Annotated in this window: 20 protein-coding genes; 4 read left to right on the forward strand and 16 right to left on the reverse strand. The window is 73.1% G+C overall.

Annotated features, from left to right (window positions below):
- Nucleotides 1-68 precede the first annotated feature (68 nt).
- On the reverse strand, nt 69-1,427 hold the full coding sequence (locus ACFWPI_RS23860; protein ID WP_380376630.1) for a hypothetical protein: 1,359 nt from the start codon (nt 1,425-1,427) through the stop codon (nt 69-71).
- Nucleotides 1,428-1,720: 293 nt separating this feature from the next.
- On the opposite strand from ACFWPI_RS23860, the gene ACFWPI_RS23865 reads away from it, so the two are divergent.
- A complete protein-coding gene (locus tag ACFWPI_RS23865) occupies nt 1,721-2,641 on the forward strand; it encodes a hypothetical protein (RefSeq protein WP_380376627.1) in 921 nt (306 codons plus the stop codon).
- 31 nt (nt 2,642-2,672) lie between these two features.
- Here the strand turns inward: ACFWPI_RS23865 and mutM are convergent, their stop codons facing one another.
- The 10 genes from mutM to ACFWPI_RS23915 all read right to left on the reverse strand — a co-directional run bounded on the left by mutM (nt 2,673) and on the right by ACFWPI_RS23915 (nt 12,620).
- Nucleotides 2,673-3,551, reverse strand: a complete 879-nt coding sequence (gene mutM, locus ACFWPI_RS23870; RefSeq protein WP_380376625.1) for a bifunctional DNA-formamidopyrimidine glycosylase/DNA-(apurinic or apyrimidinic site) lyase — start codon at nt 3,549-3,551, stop codon at nt 2,673-2,675.
- A gap of 51 nt (nt 3,552-3,602) precedes the next feature.
- A complete protein-coding gene (rnc, locus tag ACFWPI_RS23875; protein ID WP_079135603.1) occupies nt 3,603-4,394 on the reverse strand; it encodes a ribonuclease III in 792 nt (263 codons plus the stop codon).
- Between the two features lie 20 nt (nt 4,395-4,414).
- Nucleotides 4,415-4,588 carry a 50S ribosomal protein L32 gene (rpmF, locus tag ACFWPI_RS23880; RefSeq protein WP_030056747.1) on the reverse strand — a complete coding sequence of 58 codons (174 nt, stop codon included), beginning with the start codon at nt 4,586-4,588 and terminating at the stop codon, nt 4,415-4,417.
- 2 nt (nt 4,589-4,590) lie between these two features.
- Nucleotides 4,591-5,235 (reverse strand): DUF177 domain-containing protein, encoded by a 645-nt coding sequence (locus ACFWPI_RS23885; protein ID WP_063347695.1) that lies wholly within the window; start codon nt 5,233-5,235, stop codon nt 4,591-4,593.
- 172 nt (nt 5,236-5,407) lie between these two features.
- Nucleotides 5,408-6,604: a cell division initiation protein gene (locus tag ACFWPI_RS23890; RefSeq protein WP_380376621.1), complete on the reverse strand. Its 1,197-nt coding sequence runs from the start codon at nt 6,602-6,604 to the stop codon at nt 5,408-5,410.
- Between the two features lie 207 nt (nt 6,605-6,811).
- Nucleotides 6,812-7,303, reverse strand: a complete 492-nt coding sequence (gene coaD, locus ACFWPI_RS23895; protein ID WP_063347697.1) for a pantetheine-phosphate adenylyltransferase — start codon at nt 7,301-7,303, stop codon at nt 6,812-6,814.
- A gap of 49 nt (nt 7,304-7,352) precedes the next feature.
- A complete protein-coding gene (gene rsmD, locus ACFWPI_RS23900; protein WP_380376618.1) occupies nt 7,353-7,937 on the reverse strand; it encodes a 16S rRNA (guanine(966)-N(2))-methyltransferase RsmD in 585 nt (194 codons plus the stop codon).
- 144 nt (nt 7,938-8,081) lie between these two features.
- Nucleotides 8,082-8,615 carry a hypothetical protein gene (locus ACFWPI_RS23905; RefSeq protein WP_063347699.1) on the reverse strand — a complete coding sequence of 178 codons (534 nt, stop codon included), beginning with the start codon at nt 8,613-8,615 and terminating at the stop codon, nt 8,082-8,084.
- Between the two features lie 105 nt (nt 8,616-8,720).
- Nucleotides 8,721-10,937: an ATP-dependent DNA helicase RecG gene (gene recG / locus ACFWPI_RS23910; protein WP_380376613.1), complete on the reverse strand. Its 2,217-nt coding sequence runs from the start codon at nt 10,935-10,937 to the stop codon at nt 8,721-8,723.
- Between the two features lie 51 nt (nt 10,938-10,988).
- Nucleotides 10,989-12,620 carry a DAK2 domain-containing protein gene (locus ACFWPI_RS23915; protein ID WP_380376610.1) on the reverse strand — a complete coding sequence of 544 codons (1,632 nt, stop codon included), beginning with the start codon at nt 12,618-12,620 and terminating at the stop codon, nt 10,989-10,991.
- A 299-nt stretch (nt 12,621-12,919) separates the two neighbouring features.
- Between ACFWPI_RS23915 and rpmB the strand changes: the two genes are divergently transcribed.
- On the forward strand, nt 12,920-13,105 hold the full coding sequence (gene rpmB, locus ACFWPI_RS23920; protein ID WP_014138233.1) for a 50S ribosomal protein L28: 186 nt from the start codon (nt 12,920-12,922) through the stop codon (nt 13,103-13,105).
- 167 nt (nt 13,106-13,272) lie between these two features.
- Here the strand turns inward: rpmB and thiD are convergent, their stop codons facing one another.
- The 3 genes from thiD to ACFWPI_RS23935 all read right to left on the reverse strand — a co-directional run bounded on the left by thiD (nt 13,273) and on the right by ACFWPI_RS23935 (nt 16,339).
- Nucleotides 13,273-14,070, reverse strand: a complete 798-nt coding sequence (thiD, locus tag ACFWPI_RS23925) for a bifunctional hydroxymethylpyrimidine kinase/phosphomethylpyrimidine kinase (protein ID WP_063347702.1) — start codon at nt 14,068-14,070, stop codon at nt 13,273-13,275.
- 81 nt (nt 14,071-14,151) lie between these two features.
- Nucleotides 14,152-15,177, reverse strand: coding sequence for a 6-phosphofructokinase (locus tag ACFWPI_RS23930; RefSeq protein WP_063347703.1), 1,026 nt, complete (start codon nt 15,175-15,177; stop codon nt 14,152-14,154).
- Between the two features lie 196 nt (nt 15,178-15,373).
- Complete coding sequence (locus ACFWPI_RS23935) at nt 15,374-16,339, reverse strand: thiamine-phosphate kinase (protein ID WP_063347704.1); 966 nt, start codon at nt 16,337-16,339, stop codon at nt 15,374-15,376.
- A 206-nt stretch (nt 16,340-16,545) separates the two neighbouring features.
- Here ACFWPI_RS23935 and ACFWPI_RS23940 point away from each other — a divergent pair, with 206 nt between their 5' ends.
- Together ACFWPI_RS23940 and ACFWPI_RS23945 are read left to right on the forward strand one after the other, a co-directional pair.
- Complete coding sequence (locus tag ACFWPI_RS23940; protein WP_363375953.1) at nt 16,546-16,779, forward strand: Lrp/AsnC ligand binding domain-containing protein; 234 nt, start codon at nt 16,546-16,548, stop codon at nt 16,777-16,779.
- Between the two features lie 20 nt (nt 16,780-16,799).
- Nucleotides 16,800-17,318, forward strand: a complete 519-nt coding sequence (locus ACFWPI_RS23945; protein WP_380376604.1) for a DUF3515 domain-containing protein — start codon at nt 16,800-16,802, stop codon at nt 17,316-17,318.
- A gap of 66 nt (nt 17,319-17,384) precedes the next feature.
- On the opposite strand, the gene ACFWPI_RS23950 is transcribed toward ACFWPI_RS23945, so the two are convergent.
- Nucleotides 17,385-18,530, reverse strand: coding sequence for a D-alanine--D-alanine ligase family protein (locus ACFWPI_RS23950; protein ID WP_363375958.1), 1,146 nt, complete (start codon nt 18,528-18,530; stop codon nt 17,385-17,387).
- A 90-nt stretch (nt 18,531-18,620) separates the two neighbouring features.
- Entirely contained in the window at nt 18,621-19,604 is a 984-nt protein-coding gene (locus ACFWPI_RS23955) for an NAD(P)H-dependent glycerol-3-phosphate dehydrogenase (protein ID WP_079135606.1), read from the reverse strand.
- Nucleotides 19,605-19,608: the final 4 nt, after the last annotated feature.

Consider the following 19,608-nt stretch of genomic DNA (forward strand, 5'->3'; position numbering starts at 1 on the left):
CACGCGGAGCGGCCCCGCCGGAGGAAGTCCGGCGGGGCCGCAGGGGTGTCGCGGTGGGGCTCAGCGGGTCACCAGTCGCCGCCGCCGAAGTCGCCGCCGCCACCGAAGTCCCCGCCACCGAAGCCGCCGCCGTCGCCGAAGCCACCGCTGAAGTCGGAGGAGTTGAAGTCGGCGCCGGTGAAGTCGCCGCCCTCGTGCTGGTCCTGGTAGCCCTGGTCCATCATCGGCGCCGCGGCGTAGGCCGGGCTGCTGATCATCGAGCCGAGCATGGTGCCGACCAGCAGGCCCGGCAGCAGGCCGCCGCCGAATCCGCCGAAGTAGCCGCCCGCCCAGGGGGCGTAGGCCGGGCCGGCGTTCCAGTACGGCTGCGGGCCGTGCTCGGTCTCGACGGTGCGGATGGCCGGGTCGAGGCCGGCGGCCAGCCGGTCCGCGTCGGACCGGCAGACCGGGACGGTGCGGGCGGCGCCGTCGGCCGGGGCCCAGTCGACGTCCTTGACCGAGGGGCCGTGGCGCGGGTCGAAGAAGCACGGGGGCCTGCGCTCGGGCACCGGACGCTTCTCCCGCCGGGCGGCCAGGGTGGCCAGCGCGAACCGGCCGTCCTCCAGCGCCTCGGTGACCGGCTTGACGTCGTCCGGCCGCTTGGCCTCGTCCATCAGCCGCTTGGCCTTCTCGTACGAGTCCAGGGCGTGGGTGTAGTCGGTGCGCTGGGTGTCGTCGGCGTCGGTCGCGGCCGGGTTGAAGTCGAGCCGGTCCAGTTCCTCGCCGAAGGCGGTGATGTCCTCGTCGACCACCCGGCGCAGCTGCTCCAGCTCGGTCCGGGCCTGCTCCTCCTTGCGCGCCTTGGCGCGGCGGAAGAGGAGGAAGACGCCGGCACCGGCCAGCGCGAGCAGCACGACCGGGATGACCACCCAGGCGATCGAGGTGCTGTGGTTCACCCCGGTGCCCTTGGCCTGCGGGGCGGCGCTGTCGACGAACTCGTTCAGGGTGGCGTCGATGTCGCCGTTGTGGGAGCGGAAGGCGGCGCCGGCGATCCGCTCGGCGCTGCCCTGCGACATCGCGCCGCGGTCGGCCTTGGCCGCGAACTGGTCACCGCGCCAGATCGCGTAGGCACCGTCGATGCCGACCTTGGTGCGCAGGTCGTTGAAGACGGTCCGCTCGCCGTAGGGGGCGCTGGCCGGGACGACCGCGACGAAGATCGGCTTGTCGGCCTTCTTGATCTTCTCGGTCAGGGCGTCGGCCTGGCTCTGGCTGAATCGGCTGGTCATCGCCGGGTCGACGTAGACCCGACCCTGCTTCAGGGTGGAGGCCGCGTCGTCCAGCCCGCCCGCGGCCGAGGCCGTCGGTGCGAGCAGGAGCAGCAGCCCCAGCAGCGCCGCCACCAGGGCAAGCGGCCCGGCGCCCCGGGAACGTCGTGCAAGGGTTCTCATGCCCTCGACGCTACCCCGACGGGCGTCAAGGCACGGCATACCCTTCGCATACTGGTAGTGACAAGATTCCCCGCCGACCGCCGGGGCCGCGCCCCTCCTCGGGGATGATGTTTCCCCCACTCGCCCCTGATCCGGGCGGTGCGCGGGAACCGCGGCCGGCGCCCGGACGTACGTCCCGGCGGGCCCAGGGTGTTCCGGGCGGTGCGCCGACCGTACCGCGCGGACGGGCATAGTGGTCCCGGACCACTGGTCCCATTACCTGTTCTTGACCCATCTCCCGATCGGAGCACCCGGTGATCATCGGCCTCGTCACCGCCGTGGCGGCATCCGCCTGCTACGGCACCGGCTCAGTCCTCCAGGCCGTCGGATCCCGCCGCTCCGCGCGCGAGGAGGCCGCCAAGGGCGCCGCCGGCGCCACCACCGAGCACGGCGGGCCGAGCCTGTCCTCCACCGCGAAGGCTGCCGTCACCTGGGAGTTCATCGTCGGCACGGTGCTCGACCTGATCGGCTTCGGGCTGGGCGCGCTGGCCGCGCGGCTGCTGCCGCTGTTCCTCTCGCAGACCATCATCAGCGCCAACCTGGTGATCACCGCGGTGCTGAGCATCAAGCTGCTCGGCATCCGGCTCAAGCAGCTGGAGTGGGCCTCGATCGGCGTGCTCTGCTCGGCGCTGGTGCTGCTGGCCGTCTCGGCCGGCCCGGAGGGCGGCCACCACGCGTCGATGGCCTTCCACTGGGGCCTGCTGCTGGTCACCACCGTGCTGCTGGTCGGCGGTGGCCTGCTGGTGCGGCGGATGGGCTCCAAGGGCGCGATCGTCGCCGGTCTGCTCTCCGGCCTGGGCTTCGGCGCGCTGGGCGTCGGCGTGCGCATCCTGAACGGCATCGACCCGTTCGACCTCGCCAAGCTGCTCTCCGACCCGGCGCTGTACGCGATCCTGGTCGGCGGCATCGGCGGCATGTACGTGCACACCGTGGCACTGCAGATCGGCTCGGTGAACGGCGCGACGGCAGCGCTGGTGGTCGGCGAGACGGTGCTGCCCGGCGCGATCGGCGTGCTCTGGCTCGGCGACTCCTCCAAGTCCGGCCTGGGCTGGCTCGGCGTGGTCGGCTTCCTGCTCGCGGTGGTGTCCGCGGTCGGGGTCGCCTACTTCGGCCAGGACACCCACGGCTCCCCCGGCGAGGCGGCGGCCGACCAGCCGGAACTCGCCAAGCACTGAGCTCCCCGGCCCCCGCCCCCTGCCCCTGCTGTCAGCCCCCGCTGCGGACCCGCGGCACCCGCTGGCAGCGGGGGCAGAAGTAGCTGGAGCGGTTCATCCAGGCGGCCCGCCGGATCGGGGTGCCGCAGCGGCGGCAGGGCTCGTGCTCGCGGCCGTACGCGTCGAGGTCGCGGGAGAAGTAGCCGCTCTCGCCGTTCACGTTGACGTACAGGCTGTCGAAGCTGGTACCGCCGACGGCGAGCGCCGCCGTCATCACCTCGCGGGCGTTCGCAAGCAGTTCGGCGGCCTGCGGGCGGGTGAGCGTCGCGGTCGGGCGGTCGTAGTGCAGCCGGGAGCGCCAGAGCGCCTCGTCGGCGTAGATGTTGCCGACCCCGCTGATCAGCGTCTGGTCGAGCAGCGCCCGCTTCACGGTGGTGCGCTTGGCCCGCAGCGCGGCCGCGAAGGCGGCGTCGTCGAAGCGCGGGTCGAGCGGGTCGCGGGCGATGTGCGCGATGGAGAGCGGCGTGCCCTCCGGGTCGCCGTCCTCGGCCTCCTCGACCGCGAGGGCGCCGAAGGTCCGCTGGTCGACGAAGCGCAGTTCGCGCCCGCCGTCGGCGAACCGCAGCCGCACCCGCAGGTGCGTCTCGTCGGGTACGGACGGGTCCTGGACGAGGAGTTGGCCGCTCATGCCGAGGTGGCCGATCAGCGAGAAGCCCGCGCCGGACCCCGCCAGCGGCACCCACAGGTACTTGCCGCGCCGCTGCGCGGTGCCGAGGGTGGTGCCGGTCAGCCGGGCGGTGAAGTCGGCGGCGCCGGCGGGCTGGCGGCGCACCGCGCGCGGGTGCAGCACCTGGACGTCGGCGACGGTCCGCCCGGCGACCCAGTTCGCCAGACCGCGGCGGACGACCTCGACCTCGGGAAGTTCGGGCACGGGAACAGGCCTCCTGCGGAAGGGATCAGCAGGAGGAAGGCTACTGCTCCCTCACGCCCCGGCGGGCAGCCGGTCGGCGTACTTCTCCTTGATCGCCCGCCAGGCGCTCTCGGCGGCCTTCTGCTCGGCCTCCTTCTTCGAACGGCCGACGCCGCTGCCGAAGTCCTCGCCGGCCACCCGGGCCGCCGCGGTGAAGGTCTTCTCGTGGTCCGGACCGGACTCCATGACCACGTACTCGGGCACCCCGATGCCCACCGAGGCGGTGAGCTCCTGGAGGCTGGTCTTCCAGTCCAGGCCTGCGCCCAGCTGGGAGGACTCCTCGATCAGCGGGTCGAACAGCCGGTGGACGAACTCGGTGGCCGCGTCCAGACCCTGGTCCAGGTAGACGGCTCCGATCACGGCCTCGACCGTGTCGGCGAGGATCGACGACTTGTCGCGGCCGCCGGTGCCCTCCTCGCCCTTGCCGAGCCGGATGAACGTGCCGAGTTCCAGGCCCCGGCCGACGTCCGCGAGCGCGCGGGAGTTCACCACCGCGGCGCGCAGCTTGGCGAGCGTGCCCTCCGGCACGTCCGGGTGGACGCGGTAGAGGGTGTCGGTCACCACGAGGCCCAGCACCGAGTCGCCGAGGAACTCCAGGCGCTCGTTGGTGGGCAGGCCCCCGTTCTCGTACGCGTACGAGCGGTGGGTCAGGGCACGCACCAGAAGGGCGCGCTCGAGTGTGTACCCGAGGCGCCCTTCCAGGACGTCGTATTCGGTCGAAGCCGGCCCACCGGCCCTGCCACCGCCCAAAGAGGAACCCTTCGGGGCGGAGGACGCCTTGCGGGTGGAGTTACCGTCCGACATCGATCCGTGCACCCCGCCGATCAGACCGAGAGGACCTGGCGACGGTTGTACGTGCCGCAGCTCGGGCACGCGATGTGACCCAGCTTCGGCTCGTGGCAGCGGTCGCACGCCACGAGGGCCGGAACAACGGCCTTCCAGTTGGACCGACGGTGGCGCGTGTTGCTGCGCGACATCTTCCGCTTCGGAACAGCCACGGCTACTTCTCCTGGTTCTCGGCGAGACCCTCACGGGTGTCGCTGTTCTTGATCCCGTCACCCTCGTCGCCGGGGGCGGCGGAGAGTCCCTGCAGAGCCGCCCACCGGGGGTCGGCGGCGTCGTGGTGGTGCGTCGGGTCGTCGCTCAGGCGCGCTCCGCATTCGGAGCACAGGCCCAGGCAGTCTTCCTGGCACACCGGCTGCAGCGGCAGTGCGAGCACCACCGCGTCACGCAGCACCGGCTGGAGGTCGAAGAAGTCGCCCTCCAGACGGTAAGTATCTTCTTCCGAGTCCTCGTCGAGGTCCTCGGCCCCGGCGGTCCGGGCGCGGTGACGCTCGTCGGACTCCGGGTAGTAGTACAGCTCCTGGAAGTCGACGTCGAGGTCGTCCTCGACGGGCTCCAGGCACCGGGCGCACTCGCCCTCGACCTGGGCCTCGGCGGTGCCGGTGACCAGCACGCCCTCGACCACGGACTCCAGGCGGAGCTCCAGCCGGAGCTCGCTCTTCTCGGGGACGCCGATCACGTCGATGATCCCCAGGCCCGCGGGGGCCTCCAGAGTGCGGGACACCTTGCGCAGCGAGCCCGGGCGACGTCCCAGCTCGTGCGTGTCGAACACGAGGGGGTCGCGGTGGTCGAGGCGGTTCAAGGTGTCCTGACTTCCATGGGGAATCTTCGATCGCGGTGCCTCCGCACCAGCGGTGCGCGGGCAAGCCGACAGTCCGACACGAAAAGGCCGGAGTGGTCAGCCTACCGGAGTCTCCCGCCAGGCCCAACTTCGCTCCCGTCAGGAGCTTGCGCCGGGCCCGCGCGGGGCCGGCTCAGCGGCCGCCCAGCTCCCGGAGCCGGGTCATGTCGATCATGCTGGTGTCGAAGAAGCTGGTCTCGTCCAGGCCCGGCTGCTGCTGTTGCTGTTGCGGCACGGCAGGCGGGGCGGCGGGCTGCTGCGGGTAGGTGTAGGCGTCGTACTGCTGCGCGCCGTAACCCGGCTGCTGCTGGTGCGGATAGCCGTAGTCCCCGTGCTGCTGCTGGGCCGCGTAGTCCGGCTGCTGCTGCGGGTAGCCGTCCGCGGCGCCCTGCTGCTGGTGCCCCCACTGGGCACCGTACGGGTCGCCCTGGCCGGCCGGGTCGTAGCCGCCGGCGTACACCTCGGCGTACTGCCCCTGCTGCTGGGCGGCCGCGTACTGGTCGACGCCGGGGGCCTGCCAGCCCGCCGCGGCCGGGGTCTGCTCCGGCCAGGTCTGCTGCTGCGGGACGTCCTCGCGGTACCAGGCGATGTCGTCGCCGTTGGCGTCGCCGTCGATGGCGAAGCCGGCGGCCACCGCCTCGGCCCGTTCCTTGGCCTGCTGCGCCTCGTCGGCGGCGGCCAGGTAGGCGCCCAGCTCGTCGATCGGCCGCTTGCCGAGCAGCTTGTCGCGGCCCTTGCCGACGGCCTCCAGGGTGGCGCTGAGGACGTTCTCCAGCGTGGCGAGCTTCACATCGACGTACTCGTCGACCTCGGGGCTGGGGGTGATCCGCTGCGGCTGGAACTCCTCGCCGTCCGTCTCGCCGTCGAAGTCGGTCTCGAAGACGCTGGAGTCACCGCGCAGCTTGGTCCGGCCGCGGCCGACGGCGCCGAGCGTCTTGGTCAGCACGACCTCGAAGTTGGCGAGCTTGCTGTCCACGTAGTCGTCGGCCTCGGCGCGCTTGGCCTCGACCTCGCCACGGGCCTCGGCGAGGATCCGGTCGGCCTCGGCTTGGGCCCGGCGGACCACCTCGGTGTCCGAGATCAGCGAGCCGCGCTCGGCGTGTGCACCCTGGATGATCCGGTCGGCCTCGGCCTGGGCCCCGGCCACCACCTGCTCGTGGTCGGCCATCATCGACTGGGCCTGGGCGAGTTCGGCGGGCAGCTCCGCCTTGAGGGCGTTGAGCAGGCCGACCAGCTCGGCCCGGTTCACCACGCAGGAGGCCGACATCGGCATCGAGCGGGCGTTCTCGACCGCCGCGACGATCTCGTCGACCTTGTTCTGCACGTCCACGGGGCTTCGTCTTTCCGTGTGCCGCCGACGGTCCGGCGGAGGCAGGCCCGACGCGGTGAACCTCACCGCAGGGGCAGGAATACAGACTGTACGGCCACCGCGCGGCGAGGTCACAACGCCCGAGCCGAACCGGTCGACCGGGCAGCGGACAAGTCATGACGAACCGGCAGAAACGGACGGCCGCCCCGCGGCCACCGACGCTCCCGCCTACTGCTGGGCCTTGCGCTCCGCGATCCGCTCGACCAGCCGCCGGTGCACCGTCTCCGGCAGCAGGTGGGAGACGTCCCCGCCGTACGAGGCGACCTCCTTGACCAGCGTCGAGGAGAGGAAGCTGTACGTCGGGGAGGTCGGCACGAACAGCGTCTCCACCCCGGACAGGCCGTGGTTCATCTGGGCCATCTGCAACTCGTAGTCGAAGTCGCTGACCGCGCGCAGGCCCTTGATGATCGCGGGGATCCCGCGCTCCCGGCAGAAGTCCACCAGCAGGCCGTGGTACGACTCGACCACCACGTTCCCGAAGTCCGCGGTGACCTCCTCGATCAGGCCGATCCGCTCCTCGACGCTGAACATGCCCTGCTTGTTGCGGTTGATCAGGACCGTGATGTGCACGACGTCGTACAGCTTCGAGGCCCGCCCGATGATGTCGAGATGACCGTTGGTGATCGGGTCGAACGAACCGGGACAGACGGCGCGGCGCATGGCGTGGGTGCTCCCTCGGGGGGTGACGGCTGCTGCGGGCCTCGGCCCGCTACTCGTGCTGGCTGGTCTCGGCGGCGGCGCGACCGTACCAGAGCGTGCCCTCGCCGTAGCGGCGCGAGCGCAGCACCTCGAAGCCCTCGGGCCAGCCGAACTCGCCGCCACGGGTGCTGCGCTCCACGGTGACGAGTGCGTCCTCCGCGAGCCAGTCCCCGGCCAGGAGTGTGATCAGCATCTCGCGCAGCTCGTCGTCCGTCACGGCGTACGGCGGGTCGAGGAAGACCAGGTCGTACGGGGTCTGCGGGGGCGGGCCCGCGAGCACCTGCTCGGCCCTGGTGGCCTTCACCTCCACGCCGGGCAGGCCGATCGTGCGGACGTTCTCCCGGATCACCCGGGCCGCCTGGCCGTCCGCCTCGACCAGCAGGACGTGCTCGGCGCCGCGCGACAGCGCCTCCAGGCCGACCGCGCCCGATCCGCCGAACAGGTCGAGCATCCGGGCCCCGTGCAGGGTGCCGCGCAGCGCCTCCAGGGTGGAGAACATCGCCTCGCGGGCCTTGTCGGAGGTCGGGCGGGTGCCCCGGCCTGGCGGTACGGCCAGCCGGCGGCCGCCGGCCAGCCCGGCGATCACGCGGGTCATGGTGGGGGAAGGTCCTTTCGTCGCTGCCCGACCACGCTATACGGGTCGAGGCCCCACCGACGGATCGGTGGGGCCTCGGGGTCACGGCTCAGCTCGCCCCGGAGACCGTCCCAGCCGGCCCCGGGGCGCCTCTCAGCTTGCCTTTCAGCTCGCCTCGGAGCCCGCCGGCGGGACCGGGGCGGCCGCGCCGAGCAGCGCCGGCGAGGCGTAGCGGGACCAGGACAGGCAGCCGTCGGGCGGGCAGAACTCGGGGCGGCGCGGGTCGTGCCCGAGCTCGCGCAGCTTGGTGCGGACGGAGTCGGGGGTGCGGCCGAAGCGGGCGGCGATCCGGGCGATGGTCTCGCCGTCGTGGAAGCGCCGGACCAGCTCCTCCTCGTGCTGCGGGACCCAGGGGGCGCCGTGGCCGGGGTACAGCTCGCGCAGCACGTCGCGGTCGGGGATGGGCTCGGAGACGTCGGCGACGATCGCCAGCGCCCGCAGCGCGCGGTTGAGCGCGATCCGCAGCGAGGCGACGTCCTCGACCGGCAGGCGGAGCTTGCCCGAGGCGAGCGGCTGGGCGGCCGCCCCCTCGCGCCAGCCGGTCAGGGTGAGGGTGACCTCGCGGTCGTCGTCGCTGGCGAGTTCGATCCGGAAGACCTTGTCGCCCAGCGGGAGCTCGTTGAGATGACGGAATGCCATGGCAGGACCCCCAAATGTCGTGCCAGGTACGCACCTTGGGGGTGCGCCCTGAACACCTTCATTCTCTCGCGGGGGTCTGACAATTCCGGGGCCGGCGGCGGCCGCTCAGCCCTTCTCCATGTAGGCCGCGCGGTCCTCGTCGAGCAGGCTCTCCAGCGCGGTGCGCAGCTCCGGGTGGGCGGCCAGCTCGCGGTCCTCGGCGACCAGCCGGGTGGCCTCCGTCCGGGCGGTGAGGATGACCTCCTCGTCCTCCAGCACCGAGAGCACCTTGAGCGAGGACTTCACCCCGGACTGCGCCTGGCCCAGCACGTCGCCCTCGCGGCGCTGTTCGAGGTCGATCCGGGACAGCTCGAAGCCGTCCAGGGTGCCGGCCACCGCGTCCAGCCGGGCCCGGGCGGCGCTGCCCGCGGGCATGTCGCTGACCAGCAGGCACAGGCCCGCGGCGCTGCCGCGGCCGACCCGGCCGCGCAACTGGTGGAGCTGGGAGACGCCGAAGCGGTCGGCGTCCATGATGACCATCGCGGTCGAGTTGGGGACGTTGACGCCGACCTCGATGACGGTGGTGGCGACCAGCACGTCCACCTCGCCGGCCGTGAACCGGCGCATCACCTCGTCCTTGGCCTCCGGAGCCAGCCGGCCGTGCAGGATCTCCACCCGCAGGCCCTGCAACGGCCCCTCGACCAGCTTCCCGGCGGTCTCCACCACCGAGAGCGGGGGCCGCCGTTCGTCGCTCCCGGCACCGGCGTCGGCGACGTCCTCCAGGTCCTCCTCGGCCGCCTTCCGCTTCTTCTTCGGCTCGGCGGCGGGCTCCTCGTCCCCGATCCGGGGGCAGACCACGTACGCCTGGTGGCCCTTGGCGACCTCCTCGCGCACGCGCTCCCAGGCCCGGGTGAGGAAGTTGGGCTTCTCCAGCGCGGGGACGACGTGGGTGGAGATCGGCGAGCGGCCGGCCGGCAGCTGGTCGAGGACGGAGGTCTCCAAGTCCCCGAAGACGGTCATCGCGACGGTGCGCGGGATCGGGGTGGCGGTCATCACCAGCAGGTGCGGCGGCTGTTCGCCCTTGGCGCGCAGGGCGTCCCGCTGTTCGACGCCGAAGCGGTGCTGCTCGTCGACCACGACCAGGCCGAGGTCCTGGAACTGGACCTTGTCCTCGATCAGCGCGTGGGTGCCGATGGCGATGCCCGCGTCGCCGCAGGCCATGTCGAGCAGCGCCTGGCGGCGGGCCGGGACGCCCATGGAGCCGGTCAGCAGCACCACCCGGGTGCCGAGGTCGGAGCCGCCGAGCATGCCGCCCTCCGCCAGGTCTCCCATCATCTCGACGATCGAGCGGTGGTGCTGCTGGGCCAGCACCTCGGTGGGCGCGAGCAGCACCGCCTGGCCGTCCGCGTCGACCACGGCGAGCATGGCGCGCAGCGCGACCAGGGTCTTGCCGGAGCCGACCTCGCCCTGGAGCAGCCGGTGCATCGGGTGCTCGCTCGCGAGGTCGGCGGCGATCTCGGCGGACACCTTCTGCTGGCCCTCGGTGAGGGTGAACGGCAGCCGGGCGTCGAAGGCGTCCAGCAGGCCGCCCGCGCGGGCCCGGCGCGGGACGGCGGGCAGCGCGGACTCGGCGGCCCGGCGCTGGGCCAGGGCGACCTGGAGGACGAAGGCCTCGTCCCAGCGCAGCCGGCTCTGGGCGAGCTCGCGGTCGGCCTGGCCGCGCGGGCGGTGGATCAGCTCCAGCGCCTCGGGCAACGGGATCAGCCCGTGCCGCTCGCGCAGTTCGGCGGGCAGTGGCTCGCCGACGTCGCCCAGGTGCTTGGTGAGGGCCGTCTCGATGCAGATCGACAGCTTCCAGCTGGGCATCTGCGCGCTGGCGCCGTAGACCGGGATGAGCCGGCCGGCGAACTGCCGGGCGGCGTCCGACCCGGCCTCCTCGTCGAGCAGCTGGTAGTCCGGCGAGACCAGCTGGCGGCTGCGGTTGAAGACGCCGACCTTGCCCGCGAACAGGCCCTGGGCGCCGGACTTGAGCTCCTTCTGCCGCCAGCCCTGGTTGAAGAAGACCAGCGAGAGCCGGCTGCGGCCGTCGGTGACGACGACCTCCAGCCGGTCGCCCTTGCGGCCGCGGAACGGGATCAGGGTGACCTTCTCGATCCGGGCCAGCACGGTGACGTGCTCGTCGATCTCCAGCTCGTCCAGGCTGGTGAGCTGGCCGCGTTCGACGTAGCGGCGCGGATAGTGGTGCAGCAGGTCCCCGACCGTGCGCAGCTTGAGGCTGTCGGCGAGCACCTTCGCGGTGCGGTCGCCGACGAGTTTGGTCAGTGGTTCATCGAGAGCGCCCATCAGGCCCCTGTCTACACCACGGGGCCGACATTCCGGGCCCCGCGGCGTGCCCTACTCCACCCCGATGAGCAGCGGCGCGGACTCCTGGCCGCCGTGGAAGACCACCGCGTCGACCTCGGGCCGCCGGTGCCGGGCGTGCGCCACCAGGCGGTCGGCGAGCGCCTCGTCGGCGCCCTCGCCGAGGACCAGGGTGACGAGTTCGCCACCCGCGCCGAGCATCCGGTCCAGCACGCTCGCCCCGACCTCGGCCAGCCCGGTGCCGATCACCGCGACGTCGCCGTCGATCAGGCCGAGCACGTCCCCGGCCTGGCAGACCCCGGCCATCGTCCAGGACTCCCCCTCGGCCACGGCGAGTTCGGCGTACCGGGTGGCGCCGGCCGCGGAGGTCATGGCGACCACGTCCTCGTCGAAGCGGCGGCCGCCCTCGTGCACCGCGAGCGCCGCCAGGCCCTGCACCGGCGAGCGGGTCGGCAGCACGGCGATCCGCACGCCCTCCTCGCGCAGCTGGTCGGCGGCGGCCCCGGCGGCAGCACGCAGTTCGGGGTCGTTGAGCAGCAGGACGACCTCGCGGGCGGCCGAGCGGCGCACGGCGGCGGCGAGTTCGGCACTGGCCGGCGGGCGGTCCGGGTCGGCGTGCAGGGCGACGGCGCCGGCCTGCTCGCACAGCTCGGCCAGCCCCTCGCCGGACACCACGCAGAGCACCGCGCGGGCCCGTTCCCGGCGTTCGCCGCGCTCGGCGGCACTGCCGGCCCGGGCGGCGGCCTCGGCGAAGTGCGTGATCCGGATCTGGTGCGGCCGCCCGGCCTCGACCCCCGCCTCGACGGCGGCGCCCGCGTCGTCCACGTGGACGTGCACGTTCCACAGGCCGTCGCCGCCGCCGACCACCAGGGAGTCACCGAGCGCGCCGAGCCGCTCGCGCAGCGCGGGCAGGGCCTCGTCGGGAGCGTCGAGCAGGTAGATCACCTCGAACGCGGGGTGGCCGGGGCCCGGCGGCCTCAGGTGCACCGCGCAGCTCTCGACCGCCCGGACGTCCCCGCGCAGCGCGACCGGGCCCATCGGCTGCTGCCCGGCGACGGCGTCGGCGAGCGCGCCGAGCACGGCGACCAGGCCGCGCCCGCCGGCGTCCACGACCCCGTTCTCGGCCAGCACGGCGAGTTGTTCGGGGGTGTGCCGCAGCGCGTCCCGGGCGGCCCGGTAGGCGGTGTCGGCGACCTGCGCGAGTCCGCCCCCGGCCCGGACGGCCTCCCGGGCGGCAACCCGGGCGACGGTCAGCAGGGTGCCCTCGACGGGCTCCGCGACGGCCTGGTAAGCGGAGTCGGCGGCCCGTTGCAGGGCGGCCCGCAGCTGGTCGGCGCCGCCGCCCTCGGCGAGCGTCTCGGCGGTGCCGCGCAGCCACTGGGCGAGGATCACCCCGGAGTTGCCGCGGGCGCCGACCAGCGCGCCGCGGGCCATCGCCCGCGCGGTGTCGGCCAGGCCGGGGGCCGGGTCGGCGGCGGGGTCGGCGAAGCGGCTCTCCACCTCGGCGGCGGCGGACTCGACGGTCAGGTAGAGGTTGGTGCCGGTGTCGCCGTCCGGGACGGGATAGACGTTGAGCGCGTCGATCTCCTCGCGGGCCTGGCCGAGCGCACGCAGGGCGAGCTGGCACCAGGTGCGCACCGCCGGGGCGTCGAGCGTGTGCAGCACCAGGTCTCCTCCGGGTGGGACGCCGCGACGGCCTGCGGGGCAGCAGCACGGCCAAGGCCGCGGCGAGGGGTGATACCGGCAGGTTATCGGGGGCCGGGGAGGGTCGCCCGGACCGGCGACCGGAGCGATCACCCTGCCGGACATGGTAGTTTCGTTGAACCGGAACAGGCGTTGTATGCTCTTCCGGTTGCCTGGAACAATCCAGGCTCACCCCTCGGTCCGGTCAGGTTCACGCGAGTGCTCCGCTGGTCCAGCGGGGTTGTCGAACGTAAATGATCTGAAGTCTTGGAGTGACTCCTGTGGCTGCCAACTGCGACGTCTGCGGCAAGGGGCCGGGCTTCGGCAACAGCATCTCCCACTCGCACCGCCGTACCCCCCGTCGTTGGAACCCCAACATTCAGACGGTGCGCGCTGTGATTGGGCGGACGCCGAAGCGGCTCAACGTCTGCACCTCGTGCATCAAGGCCGGTAAGGTCTCGCGCTGACGCGCAGACCGGCATGCCGGTCCTCCAGTGAAGCCGGTTCATCCTCGGATGAACCGGCTTCACTGTTTTTCCTGCCTCGCTTTCCCGCCGCTGTTGTCCCGCCGCACCCGTGTTTCCCGCCACACCCGTGGTGGTGGGCGGGACCGGGGGCCCGCCCACCGGCCGGGTCAGCGCCAGCGCCAGGCGTGATCGACCGGGCCGATCCCGGCGCCGAGCGCGAAGCCACCGGCGATCGCGCCGGTGATGTACGCCTTGGCCGAGCCGACCGCCTCCGGCAGCGACTCGCCCTTGGCCAGCCCGGCCGCGATCGCGCTGGCCAGGGTGCACCCGGTGCCGTGGGTGTGCCGGTTGTCGTAGCGCGGCGCCCGGTACCAGTGCACCTCGCCGGGCCCGCCGTAGAGCAGGTCCGCGGCCTCGCCCTCCAGGTGGCCGCCCTTGACCAGCGCCCAGCGCGGCCCGAGGTCGAGCAACGCCTTGGCGGCGTCCAGCATCTGCCCCTCGCCCTCGACGGTCCGGCCGGTGAGCTGGGTCACTTCGTGCAGGTTGGGGGTGGCCAGGGTGGCGACCGGCAGCAGCCGCTCGCGGACGGTGGCGACGGCCTCGGCGGCCAGCAGGGCGTCCCCGTGCTTGGAGACGCCGACCGGGTCGACGACCACCGGGGCGTCCACCCCGGCCAGCAGTTCGGAGACGGTCTCGACCAGTTCGATCGAGGCGAGCATGCCGGTCTTGACGGCCTGCACCCCGATGTCGTCGACCACACTGCGGAACTGCGCCCGGACGGCCTCGGCGGGCAGCTCCCAGTAGCCCTGGACGCCGAGCGAGTTCTGCGCGGTGACGGCGGTGATCACGCTCATGCCGTGGACGCCGAGGGCGAGCATCGCCTTGAGATCGGCCTGGATACCGGCGCCACCGCCGGAGTCGGAGCCGGCGACGGTGAGCACACGGGGAGGGGCAGTCGAAACCATGAGGTCAACCTACCTGCGCGCGTTCGGAGCGCGGCAACCTACCTGCGCGCGTTCGGAGCACGGCAACCTACCTGCGCACGTTCAGAGCACGGCCTCGGACTCCACCCAGCGGTCCTCCGGTACCGTCTTCAGCCGGGTCACCGCGTCGGCGATCGGCACCAGCTCGATCCCGGTCCGGCGCAGCGCGGTGAAGTGGCCGAACGCGCCCTGGTGGACGGCCTCGACGGCGTGCCAGCCGAAGCGGGTGGCGAGCACGCGGTCCCGGGCGGTCGGGGTGCCGCCGCGTTGGGTGTGCCCGAGGATGACCGGGCGGGCCTCCTTGCCGAGCAGGTTCTCCAGTTCGTGGGCGAGCCGGTTGCCGATCCCGCCGAAGGTCCGGTGGCCGTACTGGTCGACCTCGCCGTGGTCGAAGCGCATGGTGCCGGGCATCGGGGCGGCGCCCTCCGCGACGGCGATGATGGCGAACTTCTTGCCGCGGTCGAAGCGGTCGTCGACCATCCGGGCCACCGCCTCGATGTCGAAGGGCTTCTCCGGGATGAGGATGCCGTGCGCGCCGCCGGCCATGCCCGCGGTGAGGGTGATCCAGCCGGTGTGACGGCCCATCAACTCGACGACCATGACGCGCTGGTGGGATTCCGCGGTGGTCTTGAGCCGGTCGATCGCCTCGGTCGCGACGTGCACCGCGGTGTCGAAGCCGAAGGTGGCGTCGGTGGCGTTGATGTCGTTGTCGATGGTCTTGGGCACCCCGACGACCGGCAGTCCGGCGTCGCTGAACAGCCTGGCGGCGGTCAGCGTGCCCTCGCCGCCGATCGCGATGAGCGCGTCGATGCCGATGTCCCGGGCCAGCGTCTTCGCGTTCTCCACCGCCCAGGAGATCCGCTCGCGCTGCACCCGGGCGGAGCCCAGGACGGTGCCGCCGAGGGTGAGCAGGCCGGTGACGTCGTCGTGCGAGACCGGCCGGGTGCGGCCTTCGATCAGGCCGAGGAAGCCGTCCAGGATGCCGACGATCTCGTCGCCGTGCACGTCCGTGCCCCGGTGCACGACGGAGCGGATCACCGCGTTGAGGCCGGGGCAGTCGCCGCCGCTGGTCAGTACACCGATACGCATGACTGGGTGCGCTCCCGCTCGCAGTGGTTCAGACCACCCACAGCAGACGGCGGGCGGGCTCGGTTGTCGCCAGCCTACGCAAAACGGACCCGCGAAGCCCGTGCGCCGCGAGTGCGGGGGTCACGCGCCGCCCGCCGCGCGCCGGTGTCCGGGGGTCACCCGCCGTGTGCCGTACGACAATCGGCGCGGCCGCCCGTCACTCGGCGAAGTGGTCCCAGCCGCCGACCCGGTCCCAGGGCGCGCCGTCCACCGTCACCCGGCCGCTGCGGCTGCCCCGGGGGCGGCCGGTCACCTCGCCCACCACCCGCCAGCGGGCCGGGAGTTGGACCCCGCGCGGGAAGGTCGCCACGATCGCGTGGTCCTCGCCGCCGGACAGCACCCAGACCAACGGGTCCACCCCGACCGCCTGTCCGATGTCGGCCATCTGCGCCGGGACGTCGAAGTCGGCGGCCTTCAGGTCGATGTCCACCGCGCTGGCCCGGGCCACGTGGCCGAGGTCGGCGACCAGTCCGTCGCTCACGTCGATCATCGAGGTCGCGCCCAACTCGGCGCCGGCCGGGCCCGCGTGGTACGGCGGCTCGGGCCGGCGGTGCGCCTCGACGAAGGCGCGGGGGGAGCGGAAGCCGCGTTGCAGCACGGTGAGTCCGGCGGCCGACCAGCCGAGCCAGCCGGTCACCGCGACCACGTCGCCGACCTGCGCACCGGCGCGCGTCACCGGCGCGCGCCCCTGGAGGTCGCCGAGCGCCGTGATGGCCAGCGTGACGGTGTCGCCGCGCACCACGTCGCCGCCGACCACCGTCGCCCCGGCCACCTGGCACTCGTCGCGCAGCCCGTCCATCAGCTCGGTGGCCCAGGTGGTGGGCAGGTCGGCGGGGGCGACCAGGCCGAGCAGTATCGCGGTGGGCACCGCTCCCATGGCGGCCACGTCGGCGAGGTTCTGGGCGGCGGCCTTGCGGCCCACGTCGTAGGCGGTGGACCAGTCCCGGCGGAAGTGCCGGTTCTCGATCAGGACGTCCGTGGTGGCCACCACCCGGCCGTCCGGGGCCTTCACCACCGCGGCGTCGTCACCGGGGCCGAGGTCGACCGCGTCGGTGAGCGGCACCCGGGCGGTCAGCTCCCTGATGAGACCGAACTCGCCGAGCTCGCCCACGGTCCCCTGCATCTGCCGTCCTCTCGCATGTCCATACTGAACTCGTCCCCGTCGCGCCCCCGCGCGCAGCGTACGCCCTTCCGGGGTGTCGGGGTCTCCCCTCCCCGGCCCACCGCGCGGTAGCGTGGTGATCAGACTGCCGGTGAGCCCGTTCCCACCCCGACGACCGTCCGGGCGCTCACGGCGGCGATCCCCGTAACCGGCCGCCGGAGGTCCCCGTGGTACAGGCATACATCCTGATCCAGACCGAGGTCGGCAAGGCCACCGCCGTGGCCCAGTCGATCTCCGAGATTCCCGGCGTCCTCCAGGCCGAGGACGTCACCGGCCCGTACGACGTCATCGTCCGGGCCGAGGCCGACACCGTGGACGACCTGGGCCGCCTGGTGGTGGCCAAGGTCCAGCAGGTCGAGGGCATCACCCGCACCCTCACCTGTCCGGTGGTGCACCTGTAAGGCCCGGCTACCATCGGCGGGTGGCCAGAGAACTCCGAATCCCCCGGGCGCTGACGGCACTGCCGGCGCCCGTCCGCTGGCTGGCCCTGCCGCTCGCCCTGACCTGCACGGTCGTCGTGCTGCTCGGCAGTTGGGGCTCCGCCGACGAATCGGTGGCGGCCCCCCGGCCGGGCGGCAAGGCGGCCGAGTACTGCCGCGCGCTGGCCGCGGCCCTGCCGCAGGAGCTGCTCGGCCACGCCCGCAAGGACCCGTCGCCCGCCTCTCCGTACGTGGCCGCGTGGGACACCACACCCCGGACGGTGCTGCGCTGCGGGATCGACCGCCCGGACGAGCTGAACGGCCCGCACGCCGCGGACATGTCGCCGACGGTCGACGACCTCACGTGGTGGTCGCAGAAGCTGGACGACGGCGGCTACCGCTTCGTCGCGACCATGCGTGCGGCGTACGTCGAGGTGACCTCCCCGGCCGGCGTCTACGCCAGCCCGCTGGACCCGGCCGCCGCCCTCACCGGCGCGGTGAAGGCCACCATCCCGGGCTGAGCCCGCGAAGGCGCCGAGAGGGCGGGCCGGGAGCTTCCCGGCCCGCCCTCCGTCGTCCGCGTGCGGTTACCGCAGGCCGGTCGAGCGGCGCAGCGCCGCCTGGAGCAGCCGGTCGATCAGCTCCGGGTAGGACAGCCCGGTGGCCTCCCACATCTTCGGGTAGGCCGAGATCGGGGTGAAGCCGGGCATGGTGTTGATCTCGTTGACCATCCAGGTGCCGTCCTCCAGCAGGAAGAAGTCCACCCGGGCCAGGCCCTCGCAGCCGAGCGCGTCGAACGCGGCCACCGCCTGGCGGCGGATCTCGGCGGTCTGCCCGTCGTCGAGCTTCGCCGGGATCTGCACCTCGGACGAGTCGATGTACTTGGCCTCGAAGTCGTAGAAGTCGAAGCCGTCGCCGACCAGCACCTCGGCCGGGAGGCTGGCCTTCGGGCCGTCCTCGGTCTCCAGCACGCCGCACTCGATCTCGCGGCCGCTCACGCCGGCCTCGATGATCAGCTTGGGGTCGTGCCGGCGGGCCTCCTCGATCGCGGCGTCGAGGTCGGCGAGGTCCTTGACCTTGGTGATGCCCATGCTGGAACCGGCCCGGCAGGGCTTCACGAACAGCGGCAGGCCGAGCTCGGCGGCCCGCTCGCGCACCGCGGCGCGGCCGGCCTCGCTCTCCCAGTCGCGCGGCCGCACGATGGTGTACCGGCCGACGCCCAGGCCGTGCGAGGCCAGGATCCGCTTGGTGAACTCCTTGTCCATGCCGACCGCGCTGGAGAGCACGCCGTTGCCGACGTAGGGCACGCCGGACAGCTCCAGCAGGCCTTGCAGGGTGCCGTCCTCGCCCCAGGGGCCGTGCAGCAGCGGGAACACCACGTCGACCTCGCCGAGGGCCTTGGGGGTGCTGCCCGGCTCGCTCAGGACGACCTCCCGGTCGCCCGGGGCGATCGGCAGCGCGACCTGCCCGTCCACGGACTCGGCGACGCCCGTGACGTCCGGCATCCGGCCGTCGGTGATGGCCATCCGGGCGGGCTCGTCGCTGACCAGCGCCCAGCGGCCCTCGGGGGTGATCCCGATCGGGAGCACCTCGTACTTCTCGCGGTCGATCGCCTTAAGCACGCTGCCGGCGGTGACCACCGAGACGCCGTGCTCGGAGCTGCGTCCGCCGAAGACCAGCGCGACGCGCGGCTTCGCAGCGGACGGGTTCGGGGAGGACTGTTCGATGCTCATATCGGGTTTGAGACTACCGTGCGAAGGGTTTCCGGGGCGTCAGCCGCCCCCGGCCACCGCCCCGGACCACCGCCGCGCCGTCAGCGCCGCTCAGCGCCGCTCGGCCTTCGCCGAACGGGACATCAGGGCCTGGAGCGCCTCCTGGGTGGGCCGCCCGTTGTGCACGACGTCCACCACCGCCTCGACGATCGGCATGTCGACGCCGTTGCGCCGGGCCAGGTCGAGCACCGACTCGCAGGACTTGACGCCCTCCGCGGTCTGCCGGGTCGCCGCGATGGTCTCCGCGAGCGACATGCCCCGGCCCAGGTTCATGCCGAAGGTGTTGTTGCGCGACAGCGGCGAGGAGCAGGTGGCGACCAGGTCGCCCATCCCGGCGAGCCCGGCGAAGGTGTGCGGGTCGGCGCCGAGCACCTCGCCGAGCCGGGTGGTCTCGGCCAGCCCGCGGGTGATCAGCGTCGCCTTGGTGTTGTCGCCGAGCCCCATGCCGGCCGCCATGCCGACCGCCAGGCCGATCACGTTCTTGACCGCGCCGCCGAGCTCGCAGCCCAGCACGTCGGTGTTGGTGTACGGGCGGAAGTACGGCGTGTGGCAGGCCGCCTGGAGCCGCTTGGCGACCGCCTCGTCCGCACAGGCGACGACGCTGGCGGCGGGCTGCCGGTTGGCGATCTCCCGGGCCAGGTTGGGCCCGCTGACCACTGCGACGCGCTCCGGGCCGACCTTGGTGACCTCGTCGATCACCTCGCTCATCCGCTTGGCGGTGCCGAGTTCGATGCCCTTCATCAGGCTCACCAGCACGGTCTGCGGCTCGATCAGCGGCGTCCAGGCGGCCAGGTTGTCGCGCAGCGTCTGCGAGGGCACCACCAGGACGGCGAAGTCGGCGCCGGCCAGCGCCTCGGCGGCGTCGGTGGTGGCCCGGACGGAGCCCGGCAGCGGCACGCCCGGCAGGTAGTCCGGGTTCTCGTGCGTGGTGTTGATGGCGTCGACGAGTTCCTGGCGGCGGGCCCACAGGACGACGTCACTGCCCGCGTCGGCCAGCACCATCGCGAAGGCGGTGCCCCACGAGCCCGTCCCCATCACT

It is taken from the genome of Kitasatospora sp. NPDC058492 (assembly GCF_042720685.1).
GTDB lineage: Bacteria > Actinomycetota > Actinomycetes > Streptomycetales > Streptomycetaceae > Kitasatospora.

What these genes read in the sequence shown, in the direction of transcription:
- ACFWPI_RS23935 (WP_063347704.1), bottom strand. Translation starts at nt 16,339, where the DNA reads ATGCAGGGGACCGTGGGCGAGCTCGGCGAGTTCGGTCTCATCAGGGAG.
- ACFWPI_RS23955 (WP_079135606.1), bottom strand. Translation starts at nt 19,604, where the DNA reads ATGGGGACGGGCTCGTGGGGCACCGCCTTCGCGATGGTGCTGGCCGAC.
- ACFWPI_RS23905 (WP_063347699.1), bottom strand. Translation starts at nt 8,615, where the DNA reads ATGGCATTCCGTCATCTCAACGAGCTCCCGCTGGGCGACAAGGTCTTC.
- ACFWPI_RS23930 (WP_063347703.1), bottom strand. Translation starts at nt 15,177, where the DNA reads ATGCGTATCGGTGTACTGACCAGCGGCGGCGACTGCCCCGGCCTCAAC.
- ACFWPI_RS23950 (WP_363375958.1), bottom strand. Translation starts at nt 18,530, where the DNA reads ATGAGCATCGAACAGTCCTCCCCGAACCCGTCCGCTGCGAAGCCGCGC.
- thiD (WP_063347702.1), bottom strand. Translation starts at nt 14,070, where the DNA reads ATGGTTTCGACTGCCCCTCCCCGTGTGCTCACCGTCGCCGGCTCCGAC.
- coaD (WP_063347697.1), bottom strand. Translation starts at nt 7,303, where the DNA reads ATGCGCCGCGCCGTCTGTCCCGGTTCGTTCGACCCGATCACCAACGGT.
- rsmD (WP_380376618.1), bottom strand. Translation starts at nt 7,937, where the DNA reads ATGACCCGCGTGATCGCCGGGCTGGCCGGCGGCCGCCGGCTGGCCGTA.
- rnc (WP_079135603.1), bottom strand. Translation starts at nt 4,394, where the DNA reads ATGTCGGACGGTAACTCCACCCGCAAGGCGTCCTCCGCCCCGAAGGGT.
- ACFWPI_RS23860 (WP_380376630.1), bottom strand. Translation starts at nt 1,427, where the DNA reads ATGAGAACCCTTGCACGACGTTCCCGGGGCGCCGGGCCGCTTGCCCTG.
- recG (WP_380376613.1), bottom strand. Translation starts at nt 10,937, where the DNA reads ATGGGCGCTCTCGATGAACCACTGACCAAACTCGTCGGCGACCGCACC.